Source organism: Paenibacillus sp. FSL R7-0204 (assembly GCF_038002225.1).
Lineage (GTDB): Bacteria > Bacillota > Bacilli > Paenibacillales > Paenibacillaceae > Paenibacillus_AQ.
This window is the reverse complement of the sequence record NZ_JBBOCA010000001.1, coordinates 4,306,960-4,319,835: the sequence shown is the minus strand read 5'-3', so window position 1 is coordinate 4,319,835 and position 12,876 is coordinate 4,306,960. Positions and strand designations below refer to the sequence as shown.

Here is a 12,876-nt window from a genome sequence, read left to right as displayed (position 1 = left end):
TGGTTAGTTTATAATAATTTAAATCATACTTTTCCGCTGTGATTATTTTAAATTTAACGGGTCATATTGTCAATCCTCAAATTACCAACTTGTCGATCTCTGGAACAGCGCGCGCGAAAATGCCGAAAAAGGGCCGTGAGCAGCCAGCCTTCCGGCAACCTGTCACAGCCCCAAAACTCAAATCCGATGCGGTCAATCGGCTCTTACTCGTCTCCTGTAGCCACTGGGTTATCTTCATAGCTGATCCAGTCACTCCAGCTTCCCGCATACAACCGTACATTCTTATACCCGGCCTTTTCGAGCGCCAGTACATTCGGGCAGGCTGTTACACCGGAGCCGCAGTAGACGATGATCTCACGGTCTTTGTCCAGTCCGGCATAATGTTCTTCAAGCTGCTCCGCACTCCTCCAGCTACCGTCGAGATTTTGCGTGTCTTTCCAGAAGTAGTTGACCGCACCAGGGATATGCCCGCCGACCGGGTCCAGGGTCTCATTCTGGCCGTGATAGCGGTCATTGGCCCGGGAATCGATCAGCACGGGAAGAGCAGGCACGGCATCCGCAACGTTGACGTAACTCTCAGACTTAGCGCCAGCATTATTAACTGTCTTCTCCGATACCTTGCGCACCTCCTCAACTCCCGCCAGCATCTGCGGCTGAACATTAGCTGTAAAGGTACTAGGCACCCGCACCGGCTGATGATCCGTCACCGGATATTTACCCTCTTTCCACTGGCTGAAGCCGCCTTCCAGAATGAATACCTGCTCATGCCCCAGGTAACGCAGCAGCCACCACAGACGGGCGGCGTTCATGCCGTTCTCATCGTCGTAGGCGACAATACGAGTATCATTACCGATTCCGAGCTTGCTGAGCCGTGCAGCCAGCACTTCAGGGTCAGGCAGGGGATGGCGCCCGCCATGCTCGCTCACCGGAGAGGACAGATCCAGTTTCAGATCCAGATAGATCGCGCCCGGAATATGCTCTTGTTCATAGCTGTCTCTGCCGGCCTTAGGCTGGCCTAATGTGAACCGGCAGTCTACGATGGTCTGTTCCGGCTCGTAGAGTCTGGCGAGCAGCCAGCGTTTGCTAACGGTTGCGTCCATATGTATCCCATCCTTTGCTTGTATTGTATGGATTACATTATAGCGGATAATCAGGCATTCCGCATATTATTGAAGTGGTGCAAGCATAGGCTTATCAGGTCAGGAGTGATCGTGATAGTGAGCGGGCTGCTATTCTGTACAGTTTTACCAGAAACAAAAAAAGCTCAGGACTCGCCTGAGCAATGAAATGAAGTTAACTAAGGACGGGACCGATGATGTTCCAGTCTCCGAATGGATATACCTGATCAAATACTATGAATCCGGCTGCATCCCGGGCTACTGCGTATAGCGAGATGTCGTTCACGAATCCGGGAGCACCAGGTGAAGAAACGGTGATACTGTAGTTGGCTACCGTAGTTGGAATGATGAGAGTCACTACTCCATTTGGAGCAGCAATTGCGAACGTTGTTGTGAAATTCAGGGTTTCAGCTATCCCCTCCGGGCCGGCATCTGTGACACTGTAGGCATTGACTACAATGGGTTCGAGTCTTCCTGCGGTGGTATTGGTGATTCGGAGTTGTACAAACTGGGAAATCACTGTTCCGGTTGGTTCGAGGTTGGGTACTGCACCAATCGTATAAATAGGCATTTGGAAATCCTCCTTTTCTTTTGATACGGTAATATATGTAAATCTGATAGATTGTTTTGTATAATTGTCTTTCGTTTACTAAAAAAGGCGACTGGATCAGAGGATAGCGAACCGCCCCTATCCTAGTAGATTTGACATCGCAGTATACGGATTCTACAATTGCTTCTGAACGTATAAGAAAGGGGGCATAAGCCTACGGAAGCTATATTGAGTCAGGCCTGGCCTGAATGGAAGGGTACGCTGCGCAAGCAGAGCGGAGGCTGGAATAATACTACGTATTTTGTGGAGAGCGGGGAACGCCGCGCTGTGCTGCGCGTCTATAATACACATAGAGACAGGAATAAAATAGTGTTCGAGCATACTGTCTTGCAGAAGCTAAACGGATTGAATCTTCCTTTTACAATACCTGTTCCGATTCTTACCGTTACGGGAGAGACGTTAGTACAATTGGAGGATGGCACAGATAAATACGCCTGCCTGTTCGGTTATATTGAAGGAGAATCTCCCACCGAACATGATTCCGGCTTCTATGATTCGCTTGGAGAGGCGGCAGGCACATTATCCGTTGCCCTGGCTAAAGTGGAGACAGGGATAGCTCCAGTGTACCGTCCCTACTACGAGCTACGGACCTCCTATCCGCTATGCACCCGTGAAGCGCTGCATGGTCTGGTGACGGACCCGCCCGAATCTCTGAAGGAGCTGCTGCCGGAGCTGACCCTATTAGTGGAGGCCTACGACAATGTGGCTGACTCGCTGGAACAGCTTGAGAGTCTGCCGCATCAGCTGGTACACGGCGATCTGAATGCTTCCAATTTGCTGGTGGATGGGGAGGGCTCAGCACAGGTGGTCGCGCTGCTGGATTTTGAATTCTGCACTTGGGATGTACGGGTTATGGATGCTGCTGTAATTCTGTCAGCCTTGCTCAGTCATGAGGACTCGGAGCGGATTATCTGTGATTTCTGGCGGGGTTATAACCGCAGGGTTACGCTGACTCCCGAGGAACTGGCGGTGATTCCGGTGCTCATGCTCCTGCGCAAGATAGACGTATTCCTGCATTTCGCCACCCGTTACTGGGAAGGGACCGATGAGGTGAATGTCCTGCAACAGCAGGTCCGGGAGCTGGCGGCAGAGGTAGCTGCGATGTAGGCGGGAAGTCAAGAGTCAAGGTGTTTATATAGCGATAACCCGGTGCGTGTGAGGCAGGTAGGGGGAATAGTTGCCTTTTCTCCACTTCCCGATGAATTAACAGTGTTTCCTGAAGCCATTGTTGGAAAAACAACACTTAACTAAGCTGGATTCACCCTTTATCTGCGAAACCTCCCTCAGTAGTTGCTGTTTTTCCACTTGTTTGAGCTTTATTGGTGAAAATCCAGAATTTAAGATACGTTTGTCCACTTGTTGCTGCCACGTATGGGGCTTCCACTTCCTTCGAATCTGCTCAAGTAAGCTTTCTTACAGGAAAAGCTGCTGATTATGTATTCTTTTCATAAGCTCTCTGCCGGATCGGACGACTTCGGGCTGATGATTGTGAGTACCCCAGCAGATATCGCCGAGGGCCATTTTGATGCAGCATATTTGTATTTCAGCACACTGGTCCTTAAGCACTTCAAGTCCATACCCTGCAAAATAGGCATCTCTGGCTGATGGATGATCTATGAAATATCTGGCGAACAGAATGGAGAAGTTGTCCACAGCCAGCCCCCACAACATATTCTCGAAGTCAATCATTCCTGTCAAAATACCCTGGTCATCCACCAGCCAGTTGCCTGGTGTGGAGTCCCAGCTAATAGGCACAGGTCTGCTATGCCGGAATACATGAACGTTCTGAAGTGCCCAATCGGTTAACCTTAGTTCATAGGCCTGCAACAGCCCCTCATCAACACACTGAGAAGTTAAGTCCTGAATGGCATCAGCAACATACTGCACCGGGTCAGCATGGTGCCTTAGCTCTATCGGGTTTCCATATTGATCGGGGCGGCCGAACCAGCGGCCTGTCTGCGATAGATGCAGAATCTTTGTTAACTCACCAGCCTTATAAAAAGCAGCTTTAGCAGCACTTGGGCTTAGTTCCGTCTCTCTCATAATGAACCCGTCGATTGCTGTAATTAATATAGCCTGCCAACTCTCCCCCTCGTAAGCAGCTATTAACTCAGGTACATACGGTTTCAACTGACCTATCCAGTGACGGTATGCATAAACCTCAGGATGCCATCTCTGTTTGCGGCTGTACGTTTTTAAGTAATAACATTTAGAGTCCTGATCGGATTGCAGCTTCCAGACCCCGGTTCTCACACTATTCTGTCTGTAATTCGCCAAGACCTGAAAGCTGCCAATGTCGGACTGAACCTGCTCATACAACGCTGTTGGATGGATATCCAGTGGCTTCATATTCTGTTGGTCCTCCTTCATAATTAGTTTTATTCACTATTTTACAATAATATCCTATCATAGGAAGTTCACTAATCTAAAGTCATACCAAACAGGGCACTCTCCGGCTGGGCGATACCAGAGGGTGCCCTGTTTCACGTGCCTATTCTGTTAGATTAAGCGGTAGCCTGGAGGAAGTTCCCCGCTGCTGCGGATACGGCGGATCTGGTCCAGCGTCAGTCTCTGGTTGGTAGAGATGATCGATTCTACGTCATTGCCGGAGATGAAGTCATCCAGATCGCGGATGCTGTGATTGCCGCGAAGCACGCGGAAGCTGCCCCTGAACCGGGTTCTGCTGAACAGGACGAGCGTAGCATTGCTGCTGGTGGAGAAGAAGCGGAGACTTTCGATGCCATCCAGAATATTGTCCGTATCGCGGATGCCTAGATTACCTCTGTAGATTCTGCTTCTTCCCCGGAAGTTTTCTTCGCTGTACACTGTCAGTCTTGGATAAGTCTGCGAGATATGAACCTCTTTATTCATGTGTATTCCTCCTTGAAGCCGTTTTGGCAAAAGCAGCATGATACTGCCACCTGCAATACTATTCTATGTATGCTGATAGAGATTCGTATGGTTAGAACCCCTGCACGGATAGCCTGTTTACATAGTGATTCAGGAAATTTTTCACAAACCTGCTTTACAAACTGAAACACCTAGTGTACTATTTAACTAACACACCAATACAACGAAGAGAATACACCTATTTCAGCTCAGCAACAACCTGTGGAATTGTTATTCCACCCATACCTATCTGCACAAGGAGGCTGTCATGAATTCAACCGCTCTTAAGGCTCAGGGGCCGTCTGGCCCGGCGCAAGAACAAACCGTACTGGAAATGCAGGGCGTCAGTAAAGTGATTAAAGGTAAGGCCATTGTAGATAATCTAAGCTTCAAGATTCAGAAGGGAGAGATTGTCGGGCTGCTGGGACCGAATGGCGCCGGCAAAACGACCACCATCCGGATGATGACCGGACTGATCCGCATGAGCGGAGGGGATGTTCTGATTCATGGACACAGCATCCGGAAGGAATTCAAGCAGGCGATCTCACAGATCGGGGCGATCATTGAGAATCCTGAGTTCTATCCGCATATGACCGGGTACGACAACCTGCTGCAATATTTACGCATGAGTGATGGAGCCGGGGTATCACGGATCAAGGAGGTCGTGGAGCTGGTGGGGCTGCAGGAGGCGATGAACAAGAAGGTTCGGGCCTACTCCCTCGGTATGCGCCAGCGTCTGGGGATTGCTCAGGCCTTGCTGCACTCGCCGAAGCTGCTCATACTGGATGAACCGACCAACGGTCTGGACCCCGCCGGCATCCGTGAGATGCGCGACTATATGCGCAGAATAGCAGAAGTCGAGGGCATTGCCATTCTAATCTCCAGTCATATGCTGGCCGAGATTGAACAGATCTGCCACCGCGCGGTGGTCATTCAGAACGGCAAGCTTGTAACGGTGACACAGCTTACGGAAGCGCCGGAGGCGAGGAGTGAGGTAGCGCTTGCGATCCGGGTAGATAAGCTTGAAGCTGCACGGACTGTGGCCGGAGCCTTGCAGGGTGTCAAGGTCACTGGAGCGGATGAAGCTCATTCCGAGCTGCATGTACAGCTGCCGGATGGAGCCGTACCGGAGCTGGTGGCGGCGCTTAGCGAGGCCAAGGTTGGAATATACCGGATCACTGAGAATAGACAAAGTCTGGAAGAGGATTTCCTGAAATGGACAGGGGGCAACCGCATTGCGTAAATTTAATCTGCTCGTGTTGAATGAATGGCTCAAAATATCGAAGAAACGCAGCAATATCATTCCTTACGTCATCCTGCTGGTGCTGTCGCTGGCAGTAGGCTATATGACACGTACATTTGCTACGGATATGTATGCTTCAGGGGCGGACTTTACGGCGGATTCTCTTCAGCCCAGAGGCATTGGCCAGATTCTGGCCATTCTGGTGATCGTCGGGACGGCGGGGATTGTATCCAGGGAATACAGCCAGGGGACGATCAAATTTCTGCTGATCCGTGCCCGCAGCCGCACGGCGATTCTGGCCTCCAAATATGTAACCGTACTGCTGTATACACTTAGCATGCAAGTAGTTGCAGCGGTGGCGCTGTTCCTCTCGGGCGCAGTCTTCTTCGGAATCAGCGGAGGGGAGGCGGGAATAAGTGAGATCCTTACTTCACTGCTGTATTCAACCGTGTACTGCACAGTTTACGCCACGATTGGCTTCATGCTGGGAATCCTGACGAAATCGACTGGCGTAACCATTGGGGCAACCATCTTCGCCACCACCATCGACAAGCTGGTCATTTCCCGTGATTTCTACAAATATGTGTTGTTCCCTAATCTAAATCTTGCAGCCTACAAGGATGGCGGTGCGCCGATGCAGGGAATGACACTGAGCTTCTCCATTATCCTGCTGTGCATCTACATGGCGCTGTTCCTGCTTGCAGGCTTCGCCGTCTTCAGACGCAGGGATGTTGCTTGATGGGGATCGAATTCGATAATAACCAGCCGATTTATCTCCAGATCATGAATTACATCAAGGGAGAGATTATCACCGGTAAGCTGAAGCCTGGAGATAAGATTCCCTCTGTCCGTGAATTGGCCGCTGAACTGCAGATTAACCCGAATACCGTGCAAAGAACATTTCAGGAACTGGAGCGTGAGACCATCGTGGAGACCCGCCGCGGCATGGGCAGATATGTGACCGGAAGCGAAGAGACGATTCTGACCGTTAAGAAGGAGATGGCACAGGATGTGCTGGACCGTTTTATCCGCGGAATGCAGGAACTCGGCTTCCAGGGCGAAGATATTCTAACTGCAGTAGCAGAGAGCATTCATCAGCGGGACCAAGAACAGGGGGAGTAAGAAGAGTGGACGATATACTTGACATACAGAATGTAAGCAAACAGTTCGGGCCCAGACAGGCGCTGAACCAGGTCTCCTTCAAGCTGGGCAGCGGCACCATCACCGGCCTTCTGGGAAGCAACGGCAGCGGCAAAAGCACACTCATGAAGCTGATCTCAGGACTCGCCTGGCCCGGCTCGGGACGGATCAGGGTCCTTGGCGTACCCGTGGGCGTAGAGAGCAAGAAGCTCGTCTCCTTCATGCCGGATGTGCCGGTAACGGAGTCATGGATGAATATCGGGGATGCGCTGAGATTCCAGCAGGATTTCTACCCGGATTTCGATCAGGCCAAGGCGCTGCGGATGCTGGATTTCATGAATCTGCGTACAGCGGATAAGGTGCGGACGTTATCCAAAGGGATGAACGAACGCCTGCAGCTGACCTTAGCGCTCTCCCGCCGGGCCAGATTATATCTGCTGGATGAGCCGATTGGCGGCGTTGATCCGGTGGCACGGACCAAGATTCTGAATGCGCTGATGGAGTTCTATGAGGAGGACAGCAGTATTCTGCTCTCCACCCATCTGGTGACGGATATCGAACGGATCTTTGATGAGGTGATTTTTCTGAAGGATGGGGAGATTGTGCTGCATCGTCCGGTGGAAGAGCTTAGACAAGAGCATGGGAAGAGTGTAGATGAGCTGTTCAGAGAGGTGTTTGCCGAATGCTGAAGCTATTAAAATATGATCTTAAACGCCGACAAGAACGTATTCTCGTCTTCATCGTCATTGCGTTGCTCGCTCAAGCCGGACTGTGGATCTACAGTGCAAAAATGGACGTGGATTTGGTCACCCTGAATCTGGCTGTTTACTGTATACTGGCCATCGCAATGATCTTTATAGCGGTCACCGGATATTTCCGTAATCTTAAATCCTATCAGCGGCGGCTTTTGCCGGTTACTGCGCAGCAGACGGTCCTGTCTCCCATGCTGCTGGCGCTGCTGCTGACCGGGGTGGTCATCCTTTTGGGTCTCGGCCATCTGGGGATTTACAAGCTGCTGTATACGATGGATTTTCTGCCAGGCAATCTGCTGACGGTTGGCTTCCGGGTATTGCTTCAATCGGTCTGGTCTATCTTATTTTTAATGGTGATGGTGATGTTCTCCTTTACCGTTGCCTACAGTCTGCGCATGAGATTGAGAGTCTGGGTCGGCATCGCCCTGTTGGCCCTGCTGCAGAACGGAATAGGTTATCTGGAAAAGGTGCTCTTTGACACTAATTTCATTGGTTTAGATAGTCCTTTTAACTTCAAAATATACCCTGTAAGCCCCCAGTCCGGCAGTGATTTCACAATAAAGTATCTTCCGGTGAATCAAGGGGCGCTGCTGTTTGAAGTGGCGGTGGTCTGCCTGATGATCTATGGAATGGTTACGCTTGTGAGGAGAAGAATCGAAGTGTAAAAGGTACGTTCCTATTTCACGCAAGCAAGGCTCCTAATCAGCCTTGCTTGCGTTTGTATACATTATTAGGGAGCGCAAAGGCTACAAGCCTTGCGCGCTTCTTCCGCTTGTCCACAGCTCCAGCTCCCGCAGCAGCTGTTCTTCCTCGTCTTCCTGCAGGTCCAGCCTTACCCCGTACTGGTATTGCCCCAGACCGAACATCCAGCCCCAGCGGACACTGCCTTCATACTGCAGCTTCTCTTCCGCCAGCTGAAAATGAATAATCAGCTTCGTATCCCCTGCGGTGAAGCGGAGGTTCAGCGAGGTGCGGACCTTACAGCCGGAGCGGCTAAGGTCAAGCAGAATACCTTCAGTCAATTTTCCCGCTCCCGGTCCCGAATTACTGGCAGGAATTTCAAGCCAGCAATCGATGGGCTGGTTCATTACATATCGGAATGGTTCTTTTCTGCTGGAGTCATCCATCATTTACCTCCGCGATTTTATTTGCTATTATATCGAAACGGCTACACTTGGACAATCTCCTAAAGTAGTATATTTAAAGAATAATATAGTATCTGTTATACCATACCTTTGCTCTAATACCCAGATAAAGAGGTGCATGTACGATGTATCAATTTCATAATGAAACGTTTAATGAGCATAATTTCGATTACGCGGCGCTGCAGGATGGAGAAATAAACGGCTGTACCTTTGAGCACTGCTCCTTCCGGGGAGCTTCGATGGAAGAGATGACCTCCAGCGGCTGCCGGTTTGTCGATTGCGATTTCACCGGTGCCCTGCTGAATGCATCGCTGCACACGGATGGCGCGTTCACCAACTGCAAGTTCACCGGAGCGAATCTGTTCGTGGCGAAGTTCGAGAACTGCAAGATGGTCGGATCGGATTTCGCCAACGCCCATATGGACGGAATCACATTGAGCGGAGGGGACTGGGCCTATACGAATCTGCGCCACCTGAATCTCAGCAGGCAGGATCTGCGTGGCATCCGGTTCACCGAGGCAGATATGCAGGGTTGTGATTTGCAAAAGGCGGATCTGCGCGGGGCGGATTTAAGCCGGGTTCAGCTTGCACAGTGTAAGCTTGCAGGGGCAGATCTGCGTGACGCCAAGCTGGAAGGGATTGATCTGAAGAGCCTGGATCTCAAAGGAGTGCGTCTGGATGTGGAGCAGGCTGTGCTGCTGGCCCGTTCTATGGGAGCGAAGGTAGGGTAACGACTCAAGAAAAAACGGCGGTGTGCCGGAAAGCTGTATTATATTTCTGCCGGACTCTTCCGATAAAGAAATATCGACCCATTTCGACATGTTGCCGCAAGATATCTTCAGTGGTCGGAAGCATGAACAAGGTCATCGGAAGAGGAGAGTGTACATGTCATTAAGTCTTCGCACTTTATTTTCAATAGCATTTGCGGTTATTATCATTCTGCTCACGGCTATTCTCAGCTATGTGATCGGCAACCGCTCCACCACTTCTGTGGAAGTCAGTATCGGCAGCTCCCTGGCCGCAGAGGCCAATCAAATGTCAGAGAAGCTTGATCAATTCATGTGGTCACGTTCCGGTGAAATAGAAGTTTTGAGTAAGCTTAATGCTTTTCAGGAGCCTGTGGAACCGGCAGAAGCCGGCGGATTGCTGAATCAGCTGAAGAAGAGTCTTCCAGTATTCACTTGGGTGGGTTTTCTGGATAAGACAGGGAATGTAGTTGCTTCCACGGATCGGATTTTACAAGGAACGAATATCAGCCAGAGGCCGGTCTTTCAGCAGGCGCTTAAGGGAACCTTCGTCGGGGATGTCCACGATGCGGTGCTGCTCTCTAAGCTGTTGCCTAATCCTACAGGAGAAGCCCTGCAGTTTGTTGATGTGAGTGTGCCGGTCATGGACAAGCAAGGACAGACAAGCGGCGTGCTGGCGGCACATCTTAGCTGGGAGTGGTCACGCGAGGTCGAGGCCTCCATCGTGAATCCGCTCAAGGAACGGCTTAAGGGCGTGGAGGTGTTCGTGGTCAGCAAGAAGGATGACACCATTCTGCTGGGACCTGAAGCGCTCACCGGTAAAAGAATGACGGCTGCGGTCCTGCAGCAGGCCCGCAGCGGCAAGAGCTCCTATGTGATTGAACAGGAGCGGGGCCGTGACTCCTATTTAACGGGATACGCCTATGGCGATGGTTACATGAACTACCCGGGCCTTGGCTGGACGGTCATTATCCGTCAGCCGGCAGACATCGCGTTTGCCTCGGTCCATCAGCTTGAACGCTTCATATTGATCAGCGGTCTGCTGACCGCAGCAGTCTTCGCACTAATCGGCTGGCTGCTGGCCTCATGGATCAGCCGTCCGCTGAGGGATATCACCCGTACAGCCGACCTGCTCAGCTCCGGTGCCGATGTGGAGATCCCGGCGTCTACCCGGTTCAGAGATGTGGCGATTCTGTCGGCCTCCCTGCGGGGCCTGGTGAACAACCTGACCAAGACAGAGACCAAGCTAAGCTATATGTCGGATATGGCGCTGCATGATAAGCTTACCGGCTTGCCCAACCGGGCAGCGCTGGATGAGTTTCTGGCCCATGCGGTTAGTAAGGCTAAGCAGAAGCGGACGACGCTAAGCTTTTTGTACATGGATCTGGACGGCTTCAAAAAAGTGAACGACAGCTTCGGCCATGCGGTTGGAGATGCTCTGTTGCAGGAGGTGGCCTTCCGGCTGATGGACTGTACGCGGGACAATGAGATCGTTGCCCGGCTGGGCGGGGATGAATTCGTGATTATTCTGAATACCTCGGCGGGCAAACCGATGAAGGAAGCGGAGGTAGTGGCTTCGCGGATTATCAGCAAGATCAACCAGCCGATTCTGATTAAAGGCGAGGAGCTTCGTGTAGGCTGCAGCGTAGGTGCTGCTGTATGGACTCCGGACGGCGGAGATACCACCCTGACCCTGCGGCTCGCAGACGAAGCATTGTATATCTCCAAGCGGAGCGGGAAGAACCGGATTACTTTCGAGGCGGCATCTTAGGGTCAGGAGTCTGAAGCAGACAGAAACAACAAACAACCTTTTATCAGCAGGACGGGGATGCTCCTCTTGTGCCGGATAAAAGGTTGTTTGATGTTATCTCCCTAGATTAGCGTAACCGCTTACGTGGATTAGACCATCTCTTTATCCACAGAAATCCTTCGTCGTCCCGGAAAAACTTAATGCCTATCCAGCTCAGCGGTGTCCAAATTTCCTTGAAATAATATGAAGGCATAGTAAATTAGTCCCTCCGATATAGTTAATTAATACTAGTCTAAGCCAAGATGGAAGATTTAACAATCCTTTTTATTACATATAAATCCCATATTGTACGTTCGCCCAGTTTTTTTGGGACTACAGGCATACGATGTAGAGGAAGCAAAGCTGGGCATGTGCGTAAGAAAGGAGGGCTCCAGATGAGTGGAGGTCTGAGAACGTCAACGGCTACGATTCTGGTATTGTTTATTTTGTTGATTATTATCCTTAGCGTATTTTAGCGGAAGGGAAAATAGGGGGGGGGACAGCGCCGGGGCATCCGCTCCGGCGCTGTTTGCGTGCGTATAAGCTGCAGCTCACTTCCATATACATCATAACAGGGATAAGCACAGGCAGTTTGGCAGGGCGGGGCATTTAATATAGTAGGAAAGGAAGTGAAGCAATGACGAACTCCGAATTTATCACCCGGATCGCTTCTTTCGCAGTAGCGGATATGCAGCGCACCCGTATCGCAGCTTCGCTGACGATTGCCCAGGCAGCGCTGGAATCCGGCTGGGGAACGAGCGGCTTGACGCTGAAGGCAGGCAATCTGTTCGGCATCAAGGGTAGCGGGCCTGCGGGCAGCCTGGCGCTTCCGACAACGGAATACAGGAACGGCCAAGCTGTACAGGTGACTGCCCAGTTCCGTTCCTATCATAACTGGGGAGAATCTATAGCGGATCATTCCGCACTGATTACCGGGGGAGTGTCCTGGAACCCCAAGCTGTACAGCAAGGCTATTGGAGTCGACGGCAAAACAGCTGCCCGCGAGATTGCTGCTGCAGGCTACGCAACGGACCCGGGTTATGCGTCCAAGCTGATTCAGATTATGGATTCATATAACCTGTATCAATATGACGAGCTGAAGGAGGATGAAGAGATGTCGGCTGAAGATAAACAAAAAATTGCGGCGCTGGAAACCGAGCTGCGTGAGCTGAAGGAGCTGCTGGCAGGACTGTCTGCCAGCAGAGATACACTGAAGGCCGGCGTTCAAGAGCAAGGCCAGTCCATTAAAGGTGTTGCGGAGCGGCTGGCTGTCATTGAGGGCCGTGCAGTAATGAATGTGCCGGCCTGGGCTGAGCCTGCAGTACAGGCAGCGTCAGCCGCCGGTCTGCTGGATACACCGTCCGGCGGCAGCTATGATTTTTACCGGATGCTGACCGTATTGAATCGTGCCGGTCTGCTGGTTACCAGCAAGGGGGTGTAGCCG

The 12,876-nt window shown here is 51.4% G+C and carries 14 protein-coding genes; 9 read left to right on the top strand and 5 right to left on the bottom strand.

The features are described from left to right. Positions 1-203: 203 nt before the first annotated feature. Both MKX42_RS19095 and MKX42_RS19090 read right to left on the bottom strand, forming a co-directional pair. Positions 204-1,100, bottom strand: a complete 897-nt coding sequence (locus MKX42_RS19095; RefSeq protein ID WP_340753883.1) for a sulfurtransferase — start codon at positions 1,098-1,100, stop codon at positions 204-206. Between the two features lie 193 nt (positions 1,101-1,293). Further along, on the bottom strand, positions 1,294-1,689 hold the full coding sequence (locus MKX42_RS19090) for a hypothetical protein (RefSeq protein ID WP_340753882.1): 396 nt from the start codon (positions 1,687-1,689) through the stop codon (positions 1,294-1,296). A gap of 207 nt (positions 1,690-1,896) precedes the next feature. Here MKX42_RS19090 and MKX42_RS19085 point away from each other — a divergent pair, with 207 nt between their 5' ends. Continuing rightward, the gene (locus MKX42_RS19085; RefSeq protein ID WP_340753881.1) at positions 1,897-2,835 is read left to right on the top strand and encodes a phosphotransferase; all 939 of its coding nucleotides are present in this window, start codon (positions 1,897-1,899) and stop codon (positions 2,833-2,835) included. Positions 2,836-3,141: 306 nt separating this feature from the next. Here MKX42_RS19085 and MKX42_RS19080 read toward each other — a convergent pair whose 3' ends face one another. Both MKX42_RS19080 and MKX42_RS19075 read right to left on the bottom strand, forming a co-directional pair. Next, positions 3,142-4,077 carry an aminoglycoside phosphotransferase family protein gene (locus MKX42_RS19080; protein ID WP_340753880.1) on the bottom strand — a complete coding sequence of 312 codons (936 nt, stop codon included), beginning with the start codon at positions 4,075-4,077 and terminating at the stop codon, positions 3,142-3,144. Between the two features lie 150 nt (positions 4,078-4,227). Continuing rightward, positions 4,228-4,599, bottom strand: a complete 372-nt coding sequence (locus tag MKX42_RS19075; protein ID WP_036728954.1) for a hypothetical protein — start codon at positions 4,597-4,599, stop codon at positions 4,228-4,230. Positions 4,600-4,885: 286 nt separating this feature from the next. On the opposite strand from MKX42_RS19075, the gene MKX42_RS19070 reads away from it, so the two are divergent. From MKX42_RS19070 to MKX42_RS19050, 5 genes are read left to right on the top strand one after another with little or no spacing between them, the layout of a single operon-like run. Beyond that, complete coding sequence (locus MKX42_RS19070) at positions 4,886-5,860, top strand: ABC transporter ATP-binding protein (protein WP_340753879.1); 975 nt, start codon at positions 4,886-4,888, stop codon at positions 5,858-5,860. Continuing rightward, positions 5,853-6,599 carry an ABC transporter permease gene (locus MKX42_RS19065; protein WP_340753878.1) on the top strand — a complete coding sequence of 249 codons (747 nt, stop codon included), beginning with the start codon at positions 5,853-5,855 and terminating at the stop codon, positions 6,597-6,599. The genes MKX42_RS19070 and MKX42_RS19065 overlap by 8 nt, the downstream gene beginning before the upstream one ends. Next, positions 6,599-6,982 (top strand): GntR family transcriptional regulator, encoded by a 384-nt coding sequence (locus MKX42_RS19060; RefSeq protein ID WP_209985987.1) that lies wholly within the window; start codon positions 6,599-6,601, stop codon positions 6,980-6,982. The genes MKX42_RS19065 and MKX42_RS19060 overlap by 1 nt, the downstream gene beginning before the upstream one ends. Positions 6,983-6,987: 5 nt before the next feature. Next, positions 6,988-7,689, top strand: coding sequence for an ABC transporter ATP-binding protein (locus MKX42_RS19055; protein ID WP_340753877.1), 702 nt, complete (start codon positions 6,988-6,990; stop codon positions 7,687-7,689). Next, a complete protein-coding gene (locus MKX42_RS19050; RefSeq protein ID WP_340753876.1) occupies positions 7,683-8,417 on the top strand; it encodes a hypothetical protein in 735 nt (244 codons plus the stop codon). Before MKX42_RS19055 ends, MKX42_RS19050 begins: the two co-directional genes overlap by 7 nt. Positions 8,418-8,498: 81 nt before the next feature. On the opposite strand, the gene MKX42_RS19045 is transcribed toward MKX42_RS19050, so the two are convergent. Then, positions 8,499-8,774, bottom strand: a complete 276-nt coding sequence (locus MKX42_RS19045; RefSeq protein ID WP_235218399.1) for a PilZ domain-containing protein — start codon at positions 8,772-8,774, stop codon at positions 8,499-8,501. Positions 8,775-9,022: 248 nt separating this feature from the next. On the opposite strand from MKX42_RS19045, the gene MKX42_RS19040 reads away from it, so the two are divergent. The 3 genes from MKX42_RS19040 (at position 9,023) to MKX42_RS19030 (ending at position 12,873) form a co-directional block, all read left to right on the top strand. After that, positions 9,023-9,628 (top strand): pentapeptide repeat-containing protein, encoded by a 606-nt coding sequence (locus MKX42_RS19040; RefSeq protein WP_340753875.1) that lies wholly within the window; start codon positions 9,023-9,025, stop codon positions 9,626-9,628. Positions 9,629-9,782: 154 nt separating this feature from the next. Continuing rightward, positions 9,783-11,414: a sensor domain-containing diguanylate cyclase gene (locus MKX42_RS19035; protein ID WP_340753874.1), complete on the top strand. Its 1,632-nt coding sequence runs from the start codon at positions 9,783-9,785 to the stop codon at positions 11,412-11,414. 655 nt (positions 11,415-12,069) lie between these two features. Then, a complete protein-coding gene (locus MKX42_RS19030; protein ID WP_340753873.1) occupies positions 12,070-12,873 on the top strand; it encodes a glycoside hydrolase family 73 protein in 804 nt (267 codons plus the stop codon). The last annotated feature ends 3 nt before the right edge of the window (positions 12,874-12,876 follow it).